Consider the following 16,176-nt stretch of genomic DNA (forward strand, 5'->3'; position numbering starts at 1 on the left):
CCGATACGAACGCAAAGCCGAACACTTCCTCGCCTTCACCAGCCTCGCCTGCACCCTCATCTGCTACCGCAGACTCGCCAATTGAGATGACTTCTAAGGAGCGTCGACGTGGCAGAGCGTATCGTCCAAATCTTCGAGCCGCTGTTGCGGGTAGTACTTCCCGGGCCGGGCCGCCACCGCGGTCCGGCCGACGAGGGCCCAGCAGCCCGGCAGCGGGAGGTGCCGGGCTGCACGCGCCCCGGGGTTCCCGCACCCAGGCCGGAGCTGCTGCGGGGTGAAGACACGGCGCTGATCCGGCCTTACGTCCTCACGCCGGAGGAACGGCGAGAACGACGGTTGCAGCGTGGACGGCGGCGGGCGCTGTGGCTTGCGGGACCCGGGATCTATGCCGGGCCGCGCCGTATTCACCGTGTGGAGGTGGCGGGCCGATGAGTCCCACTGACACCGCGCGGCTCCTGCCGTGGCAGAGGCCGGATGGAAACCCATGCTTCCTGGTGGGGGACGGGGTGGGATTCGTGTCTCGTCTTGCCGATGAAATGGAGGTGGTGCAACTCAACTTGGCCGGCGAACTCATCGAGGAAGCGCGCCGTGTCCTGGACGCCCGCACCTGGACTCCAGGCGAAATTCACCTGCTGGCTGTCGAATTGACTGCATCGCTGGTCAATGTGCGGCGGGTAGCGGAGAGCAGGGGTGCGCGACTGTCCGGGCTGGGCGAGGACGGTTCGGACATGGACGACGCTGTGGAGCACGACGGCCGCCCCGAAGAGCACGTGCAGGCGTCTGACCCGCGGGATCTGGTCTCTCCAGCCGCATTCGCGAGCATTACGCACACGGTGTTGGCCAACAACCCCGGCATGGGCCGTGCCATCGCCGAACGCATCGTCGTCGAGGCGATCAAGTTCGAAGCGGCCTGCGCCCGGCGGCCGCGCCTGCGCCTCAAGCCGTCCCGCGTGGTCGACGAGGGATGGCATGCGCTGATCCTGCACACCCGCGTCAAGGCGGAGCTGGCGCGCAAGCTCGGCCTGTTCGTGCACCACGTGCCGGAGCCTCCAGGCCCCGAGCGTCACGACCCCGGAGCCCTTGCCCGGACCCAGAAGGCGATCCGAGCCGCCGGGTACGTTCCCGATCCGGATCTGTGGACGGGGCCGTCCGACGGCACGATTGCCGTAGCGGCGACCTGCGAGCACTCCGAGCCGCCGCCCGCCGGGTGCGGTGCCGACTGCTCGAACACCGGGCCCAACTGATCCGACACCCTGTGCCCGCTCCCCCAACGGCTCTACCGTCGTTGGGGGAGCGGAGGAGAGGCCGACATGAGCGAATGGATCAACCCACAGCACGCGGCGACGGTGACCGCGTACCGGAAGGCCGTCGACGCCGGCAGTCATCCTCGGCGGCCTGGGAGCAAGTGGGGGAGCCAACGGCGACGCCGGCGGTGCTCAGGATGCGTGATGGTGGTGGATCCGGCGACGGGGACGCCCTACACGGTGCTCTGCGCCTGCCCAGTGGGGCCGGAATAGGGCCGAGACGCCCCGCCCCCGCCCCGGATCATCCGGGGGTGCCCCTCACCCCCGTAACGAAACCCCGCACTGCTGGGCCAGGATCGCGGCCTGTACGCGGCTTCGCAGGTTGAGTTTTGACAAGATCCGGCTCGTATGGGTTTTCACCGTGCCCTCCGCCAGGTTGAGGGTTTCGGCTATGGCGCTGTTGGCCAGGCCGCGGGAGATGCAGGCCAGGACTTCCAGTTCGCGTTTGGTGAGGGTGGACAGGGCCTGGGCGGAGCCGGCGGGGAGGGTGGGGCCGGGGTCGGTCGATGGGGGGCGGGCGGCGAATTCGGTGATCAGGCGGCGGGCGATGGCGGGGGTGAGGAAGCCGTCGCCGTGGGCCACTTCGCGGACGGCGCTGACCAGGACGGCGGGCTCGGCGTTTTTGAGGATGAAGCCGCCGGCACCGGCACGTAAGGCGCCGAAGATGTACTCGTTGAGGTCGAAGGTGGTCAGGACCAGGACTTCGGCGAGGCCGCGTTCGACGATGCGGCGGGTCGCGGCGACGCCGTTGAGCTGGGGCATCTGGACGTCCATGAGGACGACGTCGGGGCGTAGTTCGGTGGCCAGGCGGACTGCCGTTTCGCCGTCGCCGGCCTCGCCGACCACCGTGATGCCCGGGTCGGTCTGCAGGACCAGGACCAGTCCGGAGCGTACGGCGGCCTGGTCGTCGGCCACCAGGACGCGGATGGGCGGGGCCGGGGAGGAGGTTGGTGCCGGGCAGGATGTTGGGGCGGGGCAGGATGTTGGTGCGGGGCCCGGTGTGGGTGACGTGGCGGCCGTCGGTCCGTTCCCCGTTATCGACCCGTGCGTCGATAACGGCCCGGGCCCTGTTGTCGGCCCGTGCCCCGTTAAAGGCCCGTGCCCCGTTGTCGGAGCGGACCCCGCCACCGGAGCAGGCCCCGTCATCGGAGCGGGCCCCCTCATCGGAGCAGGCCCCGTCATAGGCCCGTGCCCCGCCGTTGAGCGGCTCGCGGGGTCGTTCTTCACTAACTCGTCCACCGGCTCCTCCACCTGCATCTTCACTGGCTGCTCCATCTCTCGTCCTCACCGCCCCCGTCCTGGTGTCCCGGAGCGAGCCTTACGCCCCGGGGTCTTGTGTAGTGCCCCAGGTGCAGCGACCTGGGCGTGGTGCCCTGGTTGCAGCGCCTAGGAGTTCTGGGTCAGCGGAAGTACCGCCCGTACCCGCCAGCGTCCGGGGGCGGTGCGGTCCGGGCCCGCGTCGAAGATGCCGCCGACCAGGGCGGCCCGTTCGGACATTCCGGCGAGGCCGGCTCCGGCGCCGGTGGCCAGGCGCTCCACGGGGCGCTGCCGGGTCCGCGGGTCGGGGCGGGCCAGCGGGCTGTCGACGGAGATCGTGAGTTGTTCGGCGCCGGCCTGGCAGCGGATGCGTACGTGCCCCGGCGAGGCGTGCTTGAGGACATTGGTCAGGGCCTCCTGCACGATGCGGTATGCCGTCACTTCGATCACGGAGGACACCTCGGGGAAGGTCTCGGGGAACGCGGTGTGCAGGGTGAGGGCGGCCGCGTCGGCGGCCGGGCGGGCCTGTTCGACGAGGGCGCCCAGGGCGTTGAGCTGCGGGCGGTCCCAGTCGTCGTCCACGCCGCGGTCGGAGCGCAGCAGCACCACCATGCGGCGCATTTCGGCCAGCCCCTGCACGCTGTTCTCGCGGATGACGGCGAGGGCTTGGAGTATGGGGTCGTCGTCAGCACCAGCCGCCCGCCTCGCCTCCGTCAGTGACAGCACCGCGCTCGAATGGATCGCGATCGCGCTGAGGTGGTTGGCCACCAGGTCGTGCAGTTCGCGGGCCATGCGGGTGCGCTCGGTCTGCAGGACGGTCTTGCGGTCCAGCTCCGCCAGGCGGTTGATCTGCGCGGCGCGCTCCCGTTCGGCGTCGGCCCGTTCCTTGTGGTTCCTTATCAACACCCCGGTCCATACGGGGGAGATGAGCAGCATCGCGACGATGACGCCGGTCGTCACACCCTCGGAGCGGTCGCTGATGGCGATGAGGGTGACGGTGGTGGCGATGGTGACGGCTACGGTCCCGAACTGCAGGACCCGGCACAGCCATGGGGCGCCGTAGAGGGCGGCCGCGTACAGCAGGTCGGTATAGATGAGCACCGGGCCCAGGCCGCCGCTGGACGTCATCTCCACGATCACGGTCAGGGTGCCGACGGCGACCGCAAGCGGCGGCTGGGCGCTGCGGAAGGCCGTCGCCGTACACAGCACGAGCACCGGCAGGACGGCCTGCCATGCGGGGATGTCGCTCCCCATGACCCGGGGGCCGCCCAGGACATACAGAATCAGACAGCTGGCGAAGAAGCCGACTGCCAATCTGAGGTCACGGAGCGGTATGGGCCGGCGGCGCGCGCCCGTACTTGTGAAAAGACGTAACCACACACGAGGACAGTACTTCGGCGCCCTGCCCGTTCTCTTGGCCCTGGCGCCCGAATTTGGGTCAGTCTCCCGTACATCGAAGTATGTAGCCGGACATCAGCAGGAGGGATGACTCGAAGGATCCGGAGGATCTGCAAACCTTGGGCTGTCTGTATCGATCGATGTAGGCGAAATAGGGGGAGACACCATCTGTATGACGGGCCGCCACTCACCGGGTGCGGCCTTGGCACCGCTCGACTGTGGAGGACGGAAAGTACGTGGAAACGAACGCCGCTCTTCTCGAACTCTGTCCGGGGCGCCTTGACCAGGACGTTCCCGGCCGCAAGCACCACCCCGCCCAGGTCCGCCTGGCGCCGCTCGCACCCGCACAGCCCGCCGCACAGCCCCCCGCTCGGTCGTACCCGCACGAATACCCGGACGCCCCCGTACCCACCCCCGTACCCACCCCCGTGCCCATATTCATCGTCCCCATAGGGCCCGGGTCCGGATCCGGGTCCGGATCCGGCTCTGCTCCGTCCTTCTCGACCGCACCGTCCCCGTCCCTGTCCCCGCCCCCGTCTCCGCCCTTGTCCTCGTCCTCGTCCCACTCCCCGGCCCACTCCCCGGCCCACTCCCCGGCCCACTCCCCGGCCCCCTCGCCGCCCCCCTCGCGCAGCGGAGCCAAGAGCGCGCTGTCCCCGGACAACTGCCTGGGGCTGAACGGCCACTCCAGAGCCACCCTCGACAGTGCGTCCCGCAGCTGGCTGCTGGCCCGGCTTCCCGACCGGGTGAGCACGGCGATGGCCGCCGCCACCCACTGGGAGCTGTACGGCACCCGCGGGCTGCTGGTCGTGGCGTGCGGTGACGACGCACGTCAGATGGGGTTCTCGGTGGAGTCCGTGCGCCGGGGGGTGTCCGCGCCGCACACTCCGTACGAGGTGTTGACCGACCGGGAGTCACACCTCGCGGCCAGCTGCCCGGCCGACGAGCGCGAACGCCTCATCACGCGTTTCTGGGTCCGCAAGGACGCTGCCATGCAGGCCGTCGGCCGCGGTCTGTCCATCGCGCCCGAACGCATCGAGGCGGGCTTCTCCGCGGACGAGGGAACCGTCAGCGTTCCGTGCCCTTATGGACTCGAAGTCCCGGTTTCCGTGCGCAACTTCACCTTCGCGGCGGCTTACGAGTTCGCCGTTGCCATCCCCGAACCTCTCCCGCTCACCCCTTCCTTCGCCTATTCGGTCACGTAATTGCCCGTTCCCACACGGCCGGCGGCGCGGGTCCGCCATGAATTTCCCAGGGGTGGCCTGAATTCGGAGCTTGACAACGCAACCGCCATCGGGGCGACGGCTGAGGAAATAGCGCGCGGCGGCAGCAATGGCCCGATGGCACAGGGCAATGACCCGATGGCGCAGGGCAATGGGCCGACCGCACAGCGCGGTGACCGGGCGGCACCGGCAATGGACCACCCGGGTGAAACACCCGCATGTCGCGCGGGCACATCCCGCGAAAAACCATATTGCCGGGTTAGTTGGTGCGTGCCCACCCGTCGTGGCGAGCACTCCGCCACGGCGCCGCCGGAGCACAGCGGAGGATTCCATGCCGTCGCCCCTCGCCAAGCGGTCCGCCGAAGCCATACTGTCCGTGCTGCTGACGTCGCTGAGCATCCTCGGCCCCGCCCCGGGCGCCGCGGCGGACGCGCCCACCGGTCCGCCGGTGCCGGACTGGGAGCGCATCGCCGCCTGCGAGAGCAGCGGCCGCTGGCACATCAACACCGGCAACGGCTACCACGGCGGCCTGCAGATCGCCCTGACCACCTGGCGCGCCTACGGCGGCCACCGCTTCGCCCCGCGCGCCGACCTCGCCACCCGCTCCGAGCAGATCGCCGTCGGCCGCCGCATCGCCCGCGACCAGGGCCTGTCCGCCTGGCCCAACTGCGGCCGCACCACCACCCGCGACTCCCGGAAGGCGTCGCAGAGCGATTCCTCCGGTACGGAGGCGCGTACGGAGGCCGGTACGGAGGCGCGTACGGAGTCCCGTACGGAGGCGCGTACCGAATCCCGCACGGAATCCCGCACGGAATCCCGCACGGAATCCCGTACGGAGGCCCTGCGCCCGAGGCGCTGCCGGCCGGTGGCCGACGAGCGTGAACGGGCCTGACCGGCCCGCCCCCTCACCGCACCCCCCTCACCGCACCCCCTCACCGCACCCCCCTCACCGCACCCCCACCACCACATGGCTGTTTCCGAACTGCCAGACCGAGCCGGTGTGGGTGAAGCCGGCCTCGTGGAGGAGGGTGGTGTGGCCGGAGAGGGTGAGGTGTTCGCCCTCGCTGGTGGGGAGGGGGCGGGTGCGGCGCTCGGCGAGGAGGGTGGCGAGTTCGGGGTCGGTGTGGGCGGCGGCCCACCAGGAGTCCCAGTCCTCGTGGGTGAAGGCGCGCTGGCGCTCGGCGCGGCGGCGGCCGATGGTGAGGGCGATCTCGGAGATGCGGGGGGCGTCCTGGCAGAGGTGGTCGCCGTTGACGAGGACGCCGCCGGGGCGGAGGCGGGCGGCGAGGTCGCGGTAGACCTGGCGCAGGGCCGGTTCGTCGAGGTAGTGGAGGGCGGTGGTGGAGACGGCCGCGTCCAGGGGGCGGGTGAGGGCGAGGGCGTCGAGCCAGCCGGGGCGGCCGATCACCGCCTCGACATAGCGGGTGGTGGTGGAGGCGTAGTGGGAGCGGCCCAGTTCCAGCAGGAGGGGGTCGGCGTCGACGGCGAGGATCTCGGCGTGCGGGAGCCGGGCGGCCAGCCGTGCCGCCAGGGCGCCGGGGCCGCAGCCGAGGTCGACGATGAGGGGGGCCGGGCGGCCGGCCGTGGTGTGTTCGACGACGTCGGTGATCACGGTGAGGCGTTCGTCCCGGTCGACGGCGTACCGCTGCTGCTGGTCCTCCCAGCGCCGTACCCAGCGCGCCGCCGTCGCCATGCTGACGCTCGTACCGCCGCGCGCCCGTGCCCTGCCCCCCGGCCCCGACCCCGCCACCACACCCATGACGCCCACCATGCCCACCACGCCCACCAATGGTTCTGAAAATCATTGCAGATTGGAGAGGGTGGACAGTAGCGCATCCAGCTCTTCGGGGGTGTTGTGGACGTGCAGGCTCACCCGTACGGAGCCGTCGGTCGCACCGGCGTGTGCACCGGCCTGGCAGTGGTGGTCGGAGCGGACCATGAAGCCGTGGCTGTAGAGGATGAAGCCGAGGTCGGCGGAGCTGATGTCGCGGTGGCGGAAGGTGACGATGCTGCGGCGGCGCTGGACCGCGGTGCCGGCCGGCAGGCTGACCTGGCAGCCGAGGATCTCGTACGCGTCCAGTCGGCGCAGGCCGTCGGTGAGCCGGGACGCCAGGGCGACGGTCCAGCGCTCGATGCGGTCCAGGCCCGCCGCCTCCAGCCAGTCCAGGGCCGCCGCGAGGCCCGCGATACCGGCCGTGTTGGGGGTGCCCGCCCAGCCGCCGGGGCGGAAGCGCGGGCCGCGCAGTCCGCGGGACCAGATGGCGCCGGTGCCCGGTAGCGCCAGCGCCTTGTGGCCGGAGAACACCACGAAGTCCACGTCCAGTTCGGCCACCGAGACCGGCAGATGGCCGATGCTCTGGGCGGCGTCGAGGCAGATCGGGATGGCGGGACCGGCCGCCTCGCGGATCCGGCCGATGTTCATGTCGGCGCCGTAGACGTGGTGCACATGGGTCGCTGCGATGAAGCGGGTACGGGGGCCGATCAGCGCGGCCAGCGCCGCCGGGTCGTAGTCGCCGGAGCTCTCCTGGTACGGCAGGGCCCGCACCTGGATGCGGATGCCGCGCCGCTCCAGGAGGTTCCGGGCCTCCAGCCAGGGGGAGAGGTTCGCCTCGTGGTCGGCGAAGGGGACGACGATCTCGTCGCCGTCGGTGAGGAAGGCGGTCAGCCAGTCGCGGGCGACGGTGCGCAGGCCCTCGGTGGTGCCGCTGGTGAAGTGGACGGCGGAGTGGTCGGGGTCCGGGTCGTGCAGGAAGGACCTGACGCGGTCGCGGGTGCGCTCCACCAGCGCGGTCGTGGCGTTGGCCCAGGGGTAGGTGCCGCGGCCCGCGTTGGCGTTGGAGGTGGTGAGGTAGGAGTACACGGCGTCCAGGACGGCCTGCGGCTTCTGGGCGGTGGCCGCGCTGTCCAGGTAGGCCAGTTCCGGATGGGCCGTGATGATGGGGAACTGGGCGCGGAGGGGGCGTTGCCACGACCGCAGACTCCGCAGGTCGTCCGGGCGTACCCCGGCCGGCGGACGGACCATGTCAGTCACGCACCAGCGGCGCGCCGGCGTCGCGCCAGGCGATGATGCCGCCGGCCAGGCTGCGGACGTCGGGATGGCCCATGCGCGTCAGCAGCGCCGCGTAGCGCAGGGACTTCTCGCCGACCGGACACGCCAGCAGTACGGGCTGCCGCTTGCTGAAGGGCAGGCCGCCGCGCAGCAGCTCCTCGAAGAGTTCGTCGACGATGTTGACCGAGCCCTCGATGTGCAGCGCGGCATACGCGAAGGGGCCGCGCAGATCGACCACCAGCGGGCGTTCGGCCGCGATCCACTTCTGTGCGTCGGCGGTGTCGATGACGGCCGCCGCGGCCGTCTCGGCGGCGGTGAGGGTGGCCACGGAGTTCTTCGCCGGGGGGCGGCCCAGCAGCTCGGGGCGCCGCTCGCGGACATAGCTGAGGTAGCTCTCGACCCGGTCGCAGACGATGAACACGGCGGTGTGCCGGCCGGTCAAGTCGGCGTCGACGGCGCTGAGATGGCGTATCGCGCCGTGGTACGCGGCGCCGCCGGTGGGGCCGGCCAGCAGGCCGCAGCGGCGGATCAGCGTCAGCATCCCCTCGATGGCCTCGTCGGCGCCGACCGCCTCGATCGTGTCGTAGGTGGCCGGGTCGAACAGGCCGACCTCGTGCACCTCGTCGATGTTGCGGATCCCGGGGATGAAGTCGGACTTGTGCCCGACCAGCCCGACGACCCGTACCGCGGGGTCGTGTGCGCGCAGTGCCCTGGCCACCCCGGTGGACGAGCCGGCGGTGCCCACGCAGGCGATGAACCAGTCGGGCGCCCGGCCGTCGAGGTCGGCCACGATCTCCGGGCCGGTGCCCGCCGTGTGGGCCTCGGTGTTGAGGGCGTTGAAGTACTGGTCGGTGTGCAGGCTCGCGCTGTCGGGCCGGGACAGCTCCTGGTGGAAGAGGGTCAGCGGGTCCTCGGTGTTGGTCGGGTCCAGGCACTCGGTCTGGCCGGGCAGCTCCTCGATCTCCGCGCCCAGCAGCAGAAGCAGCTCCTTGATCTCCGGTACCCGCATGCGGTTGGTGACGCTCTTGAACGGCAGCCCGTGCATGCCCGCGATGACGGCCAGCGCCTTGGCGGTGTTCCCGCTGGACAGCTCGATGACCGTCGCGCCGTCGCGGACCGCGGCGGCCAGGCCGGGCCGGGCCATGTTCCAGGCCGCCCGGTCCTTGACCGAGCCGAAGGGGTTGAGCATCTCCAGCTTCGCGTAGAGGTCGATATGGCGCAGGCCGTGCACGGCCGGGTCGATGCGCACCAGCGGGGTGTCGCCGATGGCGTCGGTGATGCTGTCGTACCTCATGCCTGATGTCCCCCAGTCGGTGTGATCGGCCAGTACTGCTCATCGAGACACCAGCTCCAGGAGCCGTCGTTCTCCCAGACGGCGGCCCTGCGCGCGAGGGGCTGCTGCTGCGCGCTCGTGGCGCTGAAGTCCATGCAGTATCCGGCGGTGTTGGCGAAGGCGAGCAGGTCTCCCGGGCGCGGCGGGCGGCGCAGGAAGACGGTTCTCCTGGTGATCAGATCGGACTCCAGGCACAGGCTGCCGGTGAGGTGGACGCCGTACCCGCCCGCGGACTCCTCCCGGCCGTCGGAGGGGGGCCCGGGGGTGTCCTCGCGGGGTACCAGCACCGGGTCCATCAGGACGCCGTGCTCCTCCAGGCCGACGTCGCCCGCGGTCATCGCCAGGCGTACCAGCCGGTCGCCGCGCTCCGTGTGCCGCACCTCCAGCACCCTCGCCAGGGACAGCCCGCACTGGTCCACCAGCGCCCGGCCGGGCTCGCTGTACAGGTCGTAGAGGTTCTCCAGCAGCAGGGTGCCCAGCGGGCGGCCGCCCAGCGCCGGTGCCGGCCGCGACAGCAGCGCATCGAGGTACGCGGCGCCGGCGACCGGCCGGTGAGCGGGGTAGAGGCTCAGGGCGCCCCGGACCTTCCCGCCTTCGGCCCGCAGTCCGTAGCCGTGCCCGCCCCAGGTCAGCGGCGGGCGGTTGCCCAGCACCGCCTGGGTGAGCGCGGTGGTGTAGCGGTCCCAGGCGGCGCCGTCCGCAAGGTAGTTGACGCCGAAGCCGCCTCCGACGTCGAGCGCCCGCGGCTGGAATCCGCGGCGCCGCAACGCGTCCATGGCGTGCAGAGCGCCCTCCAGGGCGATCGCCTTCTCGTCGAGGCTGGTGGTGTCGAGGTGGTAGGCGACGCCGACCGGCTCGACGGTGTCGCGGTGGCGTTCGACCGCGTCCAGCAGCGCGTCCAGCGAGGTCACGGACGTCCCGAAGCGGCTCGGCCGGGAGCGCACCCGGACACCGGACGCCCCCGCCTCGAACCCCGACAGCCGCAGGAGTATGCGTACGGGCGCCAGCCGGCGGTCGCGCAGGAGAGCGGCGAGGTCTGCCAACTCCCCCTCCCCGTCGATGCTCACGGTGACGCCGCTGAGCGCCGCCAGCCACAGGAACTGCGGGTCCTTGGGCCCGGTCGCCACGATCCGCTGCGGGGTGAATCCGGCGCCCAGGGCATGCTGGAGCTCGCCCAGCGAGGCCACGTCGATGCCGGCGTCCGTCGCGGTGAGCCGGCGCACCAGGGCGCGGGAACGGTTCGCCTTGTGGGCGAAGAAGACCTGCCCGGCGAGGCTGTGCCGGCGGTGGACGGCGCGGAAGCGCTCGACGTTCTCCGCGATCCGTTCGGGGAGCACGATGTTGAGCGGGGAGCCGAGCGCGTCGACCAGCGAGTGCAGGAACGCCGGTGCGCGCAGCAGCGACGCCAGGGGCTCCTCCAGGCGCGGTTCCAGGTGAAGAGCGGCACCGTTCATCCCGGACGTTCCCTCCCCTGCGAGGAATGAGAATTACGGACCACAGTTCGACCTGGGCGGCCCTATGACCCTTTCCATTCGCGGGGCGTTTACCCGCGGGGAGGGGGAGGCGGTTCCGGCCACCGCGCGGCCGGCGCCCGGGGTGCCTCGGCCACCGGGCCGCGCCGCGGAGGGCCGTCACGGTGAATCCGGTGGTCGGAGAGGGTGAATGCGAAGGACGGGCCGTTGCACAGGCTTGGTGGACGCGGGCACGCCCGGTAGCAAGACCGCGGGTTACCAAACCGCGAGGTGCAGGAGCACACAGTGAAGAACATGGCACGCGTGAAATTTGTGATCGCCGGAGCTTGCGGCCTGCTCCTGGCCGTCGGTGGGGCGTCGCCGGCACAGGCGTGGGACGGGTTCGACGGGTACGGCGGGGACGGTGTGTGGAACAGCGACACCATCGCCGACTTCCGCGCGATCATCCGCTGCGGCCCGCGGGCGAAGCTCTGCGTCAACGGCCCGGTGAACAGCGGTAACGTCAAGAACGCGCAGAACGTGTATGTGAAGGGCAACCCGAACGACAGCGGCAGCCCGACCAACACCAACGGCAACACCAACGACGACGCGGGTGGCACGACCGGCGTGGAGAACCAGTCCAGCAACAAGGTCCAGAACATCGCACGATCGGTGGGATCGACGCACTTCTGACGCGGACGCGAGGCGGCCCCGTTCCCGGAACCAGCCGGGAACGGGGCCGCTTTGGGTCTGGCCTGCCGCGGAGCGGGCGGCGCGTATCAGTGGTGCAGGCCGAGGATCTTCTGGATGTTGTTGTCGCTGCCCTGCGAGGCGCCCGAGACGGAATTGCCGCCGTTGATGGTGCCGTTGGTGCTGGAGAGGTTGCCGCTGTTGTTCGGGTTGCCCTTGTTGATGAAGTTGCCGCTGTTCTTGCTGTTGCCGCTGCGTACCGGGCCGTTGATGCAGGGGTGCGGCGACTTGCGGACCGGGGACTTGTAATTGAAGTCGGCGAGGCGGTTGTTGCAGACCACTCCGGAGATCATGCCGGTGACGGTGCCGACGTCCGCGCCCGCCACGGCCGACAGCAGGGATTCGCCCGGAACGGTCACGGCCTGCGCGGCTCCGGTGCCGAGCAGCACCATTCCGCACGCCCCGATGACACTTCCCGCCTGCGCAATTCTTCTCACGACGCTCCTCGCCTGTCCATCGTTGTGATGCCAGACGTATCGTGCTGCCGTTGTCCATCCGCATCGTCGTTCAACCCGCAGGGATCAAAACGCTCGAAGGCGAGAATCAGCCGGGTGGCCCAACACCTCCTCACAGCACCAGCCGCTCGGGCATCGGCTGCTCCACGCCGTCCAGCTCCAGCGTGCAGCGCGGCACGGACGGGACGAGGTGCGGCTGGCGCAGCAGGACGCGGAAGGGGTGCGCGGGCTGGTCGGGCAGCTCGCCGGTCAGCACGTTCATCCCCGGGCCGTGTTCCTTCTGATACGCGACCACCTTGCCGTTGACCAGCAGCTCGATCTCCCCGTCGCGGCCGGGCCCGACGTTCACCGTGATCGAGTGGCCGCCCTGATCGACGTGGAAGTGGTGGCTGTGCCCCATGGCGCACCTCCGGCAGTCAGCGCTCCGGTCCATTACGTCCAGCGTAGATTCCGCGAGCGACAATTGGGGTGGGTGAGACGACGATGAACGGCTCTGTCCGTGTCGGACATGTTGTCGGCGTACCGCTGCGGATGCACTGGAGCGTGCCGCTGCTGGTGGGGCTGTTCGCGTTCGGACTCGGGCGGCAGGCCCTGCCCGCCTGGACGCCGGGCCGCTCGGGTGCCGTGTACGCGGTCGCCGGCCTCGTGGGGGCCGCGCTGCTCACCGGCAGCCTGCTGCTGCACGAGACGGCGCACGCCGCGACCGCGCGCTGGAAGAAGATCTCGGTCGAGGACGTCACGCTGTGGGCGCTGGGCGGAACGACCCGGATGGGCCGGCCCAAGACCGCCGGCGCGGCCTTCGTGGTGGCCGTCAGCGGCCCGCTGACCAGCCTGCTCATCGGGGGCGTGGCGCTCGGCGGGGGCGCCGGGCTCCAGCTGCTGGCCGGCTGGGCCGAGATCCCCGCGGTGGTCCTGCTGTGGCTGGGCTGGGCGAATCTGTTCCTGGGCGTCTTCAATCTGCTGCCCGCCGTGCCGCTCGACGGCGGCCGGGTGGTGCAGGCGGTCCTGTGGTGGCGCACCGGCGACCGGGAGCGGGCGGATCTGGCGGCCTCCCGGAGCGGCCAGGTCATGGGCCTGCTGCTGGTGGCCGCCGGCTGGGTCTCCGTGCTGCGCGGGTCGGCGGGCGGACTGTGGATCGTCTTCGTCGGCCTCTTCATCGTGATCGTCGCCGGTGGGGAGCGGCGCCGGGCCGCGCTGTACACCGCGCTGCGGGGCGTACGGACCGCCGACGCCATGTCCAGCCCGGTGGTGACGGGCGCCGACTGGCTGACCGTCCAGCGCTTCATCGAGGACGTGGCGGTGCCCTCCCACCACTCCGCCCTCCCCCTGCTCGACTTCGAGGGCCGCCCCAGCGGCATCGTGCAGCTGCGCAGGCTCGCGGCCGTACCGCCGGCCGAACGGGAGAACCTGCGGGTGCGCGAGGTGGCGATCCCGCTGTCCCAGTGCGCGGTCGCCGCCCCGGACGAGCCTCTGAGCGAGGCCCTCGACCGCTTCACCCTGCGGTCCGGCAGCCGCCTGCTCGTCGTGGACGGGGGCCGGCTGACCGGGATCGTCACCGGAAAGGACATCTCCCGGCTCATGCAGCGGCACACCCTGGGCGGCGGCGGGGCGTCCGGCCGGACGACGGAGTCCGACGACTGAGAGAGGCGGCACCCAGCCATGCGGTACATCACCGTCACTGCCCTCAGCCACCCCGGTCTGCTGCGCGACCACAACGAGGACAGCCTGGTGGCCGGTCCGTGGACGCTGTGCGGCACGGTGACCGAGAACCCGCAGACGCTGGTCTTCCCGCTCGGCAACCCGCTGGTCGTCGCGGTCGCCGACGGCATCGGCGGCCAGCCGGGCGGCGAGGTGGCCAGCGCCCTGACCGTACGGCAGCTGGCCGCGCTCGGCCCGTCCCTCGACAGCGAGCAGGCCGTCCGCGACGCCCTGACCCTGTGCAACCACGCGGTGTACGCGGCCGCCGACCGCGACCCGGAGCTGGTCACCATGGGGACGACCGTCGCCGGCGCCGTCGTCCTCGCGGAGTCGCTGCTGGTCTTCAACGTCGGCGACAGCAGGGTCCTGGACGCCACGGAGGACGGCCTGCGCCAGGTCAGCGTGGACGACAGCCCGCCCCTGCCCCCCGGCCGCCGCACCACGTCCCTGGTCACCCAGGCCCTCGGCGGCGCGACACGGTTCAGCGCCATCACCCCGCACATCACCACCGCCCCGCTCGACGCCGGCATCCGCTACCTGATCTGCACCGACGGCCTGACCGACCCCGTACCCGAGGAGGAACTCGACGACCTGCTGCGGGCCCACGACGACGGACGGGCCGCCTTCGAACTGTGGAAGTCCGCCATCGAGGCGGGCGGCCCCGACAACATCACGCTGGCCCTGATCGGCATCGGCGAGTGAGCCCGCGCCGCAGGCCACGGACGGGCGGCCACCGGGGAACCCCGCCGCGCCACAGGCCGTCTTCCGCCGTGTTGGTGTTTTCGGTCCGTGGAGGAATCCGGTGGAGCACAGAGTCCTGGGGGAGCGGTACGAGCTGGTGGAGCAGCTCGGGCACGGCGGAATGGGAAAGGTGTACCGGGCCGTCGACCGCCGGCTGCGCCGTACCGTCGCCGTGAAGACGCTCTCCGCCGAGCTGGCGCTGCAGCCCGAGTTCCTCGCCCGGTTCCAGCGCGAGGCGCACGCCGCCGCCGCGCTCAACCACCCCGGTGTGGCCACGGTGCACGACGCCGGTGAGGACGCCGGGGGCGGCGTCGCCGAGCCCTACCTGGTGATGGAGTACGTGGCGGGCCGGACGCTCGGCCAGGTGCTGAAGGACGGCGCGCTGCCCCTGGCGCAGGCGGCCGACATCGCCGGTCAGGTGCTGGAGGCGCTGGAGCACAGCCACCGGCACGCCATCGTGCACCGGGACATCAAGCCCGCGAACGTCATGCTCACCGCCACCGGGCAGGTCAAGGTCGTCGACTTCGGGATCGCCAAGGCGCTCAGCGAGGCGGTGACCCGGCTGACCGGTACGGGGGTGGCGGTCGGCACCCCCGCCTATCTGGCGCCGGAGCAGATCAACGGGGCCGAGACCGATCACCGCACGGATCTGTATGCCGTGGGCTGCCTGCTGTACGAGCTGCTGACGGGGCATCCCCCGTACACCGGGGATTCGCCGTTCTCCGTCATGCACCAGCATCTGGCCGCGGAGCCGCTGCCGCCCTCGCGGCTGCGCCCGGAGCTGCCGCCCGCCGTGGACGAGGTGATCGTCCGGGCGCTGCACAAGAGCCGGGCGGACCGCTTCGCGGACGCGTCGGCGATGAAGGCGGCGCTCGACGCGGCGGCCGCGGCGGCACCGGCCGCCCCGGTACGCACGCCCACCACCATCGACGCCAAGGCCCAGGCACCCGGCCCGGAGCCGGCCGGCGGGGAGGGGGCGGCCCGGGCCGAGCAGGCCGCGCCGCCCGCGCGCCGCGGCCTCGCCAGGGTGGTGTTCCGGCCGACGGCGGAGGGTGTGGTCGCGCTGCTCGGCTGCCTTCTGACCCTGGTGATATCCCGGGCCGACGTGATCGAGGTCGGCCAGTTCTCCAAGGTCGCCCTGCTCGCCGGGGCCGCCGGGGCGGTGCTCCTGCTGTGGTCGGCGCGGCTGGCGTGTGCGGTGGTGTGGGGCCCGGTGGCGGAGGCCGTGGTGGTGTGGTCCGAACTGGCCCGCGGCTACCTCGGCTGGGACACCCACTACGTCCTCATCGCCCTGGTCCTGGGCGTGGTCGCCGCGCTCTGTCTCGCCGCCGGCTACAAGGACGAACGCGCCGGCGGCTTCGCGCTGGTGGCGTTCTGGTTCACCGGGCTGGGGGCGGTCTGGTTCTTCCTCGACGACCTGCAGAAGATCGGCGTCTTCTACGTCCTGCTCCTGGGCGTCACGCTCGCCATCGGCAGCCAGGTCCTCAAGGCGCGCATCCGGGCGTGAGGGAGGCCGG

15 protein-coding genes and 1 pseudogene are annotated in these 16,176 nt (G+C 71.5%); 8 read left to right on the forward strand and 8 right to left on the reverse strand.

Annotated elements, in window-relative coordinates:
- Both ACWD6P_RS17320 and ACWD6P_RS17325 read left to right on the forward strand, forming a co-directional pair.
- Positions 1 to 85 (forward strand): annotated as a pseudogene (locus tag ACWD6P_RS17320) (IS5/IS1182 family transposase); the annotation flags it as partial.
- A 343-nt stretch (positions 86 to 428) separates the two neighbouring features.
- Complete coding sequence (locus ACWD6P_RS17325; RefSeq protein WP_451444948.1) at positions 429 to 1,244, forward strand: glycine-rich domain-containing protein; 816 nt, start codon at positions 429 to 431, stop codon at positions 1,242 to 1,244.
- A 318-nt stretch (positions 1,245 to 1,562) separates the two neighbouring features.
- On the opposite strand, the gene ACWD6P_RS17330 is transcribed toward ACWD6P_RS17325, so the two are convergent.
- Both ACWD6P_RS17330 and ACWD6P_RS17335 read right to left on the reverse strand, forming a co-directional pair.
- Positions 1,563 to 2,219: a response regulator gene (locus tag ACWD6P_RS17330; protein ID WP_451444949.1), complete on the reverse strand. Its 657-nt coding sequence runs from the start codon at positions 2,217 to 2,219 to the stop codon at positions 1,563 to 1,565.
- Between the two features lie 471 nt (positions 2,220 to 2,690).
- Positions 2,691 to 3,875, reverse strand: coding sequence for a sensor histidine kinase (locus ACWD6P_RS17335; RefSeq protein ID WP_451444950.1), 1,185 nt, complete (start codon positions 3,873 to 3,875; stop codon positions 2,691 to 2,693).
- Positions 3,876 to 4,504: 629 nt separating this feature from the next.
- On the opposite strand from ACWD6P_RS17335, the gene ACWD6P_RS17340 reads away from it, so the two are divergent.
- Together ACWD6P_RS17340 and ACWD6P_RS17345 are read left to right on the forward strand one after the other, a co-directional pair.
- On the forward strand, positions 4,505 to 5,164 hold the full coding sequence (locus ACWD6P_RS17340; RefSeq protein WP_451444951.1) for a hypothetical protein: 660 nt from the start codon (positions 4,505 to 4,507) through the stop codon (positions 5,162 to 5,164).
- 349 nt (positions 5,165 to 5,513) lie between these two features.
- Positions 5,514 to 6,074 carry a transglycosylase family protein gene (locus ACWD6P_RS17345; protein ID WP_451444952.1) on the forward strand — a complete coding sequence of 187 codons (561 nt, stop codon included), beginning with the start codon at positions 5,514 to 5,516 and terminating at the stop codon, positions 6,072 to 6,074.
- A 54-nt stretch (positions 6,075 to 6,128) separates the two neighbouring features.
- Here the strand turns inward: ACWD6P_RS17345 and ACWD6P_RS17350 are convergent, their stop codons facing one another.
- The 4 genes from ACWD6P_RS17350 to ACWD6P_RS17365 are packed head-to-tail and all read right to left on the reverse strand — an operon-like array spanning position 6,129 to position 11,018.
- Positions 6,129 to 6,941, reverse strand: a complete 813-nt coding sequence (locus ACWD6P_RS17350) for a class I SAM-dependent methyltransferase (RefSeq protein WP_451445021.1) — start codon at positions 6,939 to 6,941, stop codon at positions 6,129 to 6,131.
- 42 nt (positions 6,942 to 6,983) lie between these two features.
- Positions 6,984 to 8,204, reverse strand: coding sequence for an aminotransferase class V-fold PLP-dependent enzyme (locus ACWD6P_RS17355; protein ID WP_451444953.1), 1,221 nt, complete (start codon positions 8,202 to 8,204; stop codon positions 6,984 to 6,986).
- 1 nt (position 8,205) lies between these two features.
- A complete protein-coding gene (locus ACWD6P_RS17360) occupies positions 8,206 to 9,525 on the reverse strand; it encodes a pyridoxal-phosphate dependent enzyme (RefSeq protein WP_451444954.1) in 1,320 nt (439 codons plus the stop codon).
- Complete coding sequence (locus tag ACWD6P_RS17365) at positions 9,522 to 11,018, reverse strand: Y4yA family PLP-dependent enzyme (RefSeq protein ID WP_451444955.1); 1,497 nt, start codon at positions 11,016 to 11,018, stop codon at positions 9,522 to 9,524. Before ACWD6P_RS17365 ends, ACWD6P_RS17360 begins: the two co-directional genes overlap by 4 nt.
- A gap of 312 nt (positions 11,019 to 11,330) precedes the next feature.
- Between ACWD6P_RS17365 and ACWD6P_RS17370 the strand changes: the two genes are divergently transcribed.
- Complete coding sequence (locus tag ACWD6P_RS17370; protein WP_451444956.1) at positions 11,331 to 11,708, forward strand: hypothetical protein; 378 nt, start codon at positions 11,331 to 11,333, stop codon at positions 11,706 to 11,708.
- Positions 11,709 to 11,794: 86 nt separating this feature from the next.
- On the opposite strand, the gene ACWD6P_RS17375 is transcribed toward ACWD6P_RS17370, so the two are convergent.
- Together ACWD6P_RS17375 and ACWD6P_RS17380 are read right to left on the reverse strand one after the other, a co-directional pair.
- A complete protein-coding gene (locus ACWD6P_RS17375) occupies positions 11,795 to 12,157 on the reverse strand; it encodes a hypothetical protein (protein ID WP_451445022.1) in 363 nt (120 codons plus the stop codon).
- 175 nt (positions 12,158 to 12,332) lie between these two features.
- Positions 12,333 to 12,620: a hypothetical protein gene (locus tag ACWD6P_RS17380; RefSeq protein WP_451445023.1), complete on the reverse strand. Its 288-nt coding sequence runs from the start codon at positions 12,618 to 12,620 to the stop codon at positions 12,333 to 12,335.
- Positions 12,621 to 12,703: 83 nt separating this feature from the next.
- On the opposite strand from ACWD6P_RS17380, the gene ACWD6P_RS17385 reads away from it, so the two are divergent.
- The 3 genes from ACWD6P_RS17385 (at position 12,704) to ACWD6P_RS17395 (ending at position 16,166) form a co-directional block, all read left to right on the forward strand.
- Positions 12,704 to 13,861 carry a site-2 protease family protein gene (locus tag ACWD6P_RS17385; RefSeq protein ID WP_451444957.1) on the forward strand — a complete coding sequence of 386 codons (1,158 nt, stop codon included), beginning with the start codon at positions 12,704 to 12,706 and terminating at the stop codon, positions 13,859 to 13,861.
- Between the two features lie 18 nt (positions 13,862 to 13,879).
- Positions 13,880 to 14,620, forward strand: a complete 741-nt coding sequence (locus ACWD6P_RS17390) for a PP2C family protein-serine/threonine phosphatase (protein WP_451444958.1) — start codon at positions 13,880 to 13,882, stop codon at positions 14,618 to 14,620.
- 100 nt (positions 14,621 to 14,720) lie between these two features.
- A complete protein-coding gene (locus ACWD6P_RS17395; protein WP_451444959.1) occupies positions 14,721 to 16,166 on the forward strand; it encodes a protein kinase domain-containing protein in 1,446 nt (481 codons plus the stop codon).
- Positions 16,167 to 16,176 lie beyond the last annotated feature (10 nt).

The organism is Streptomyces sp. NPDC002446, assembly GCF_053595675.1.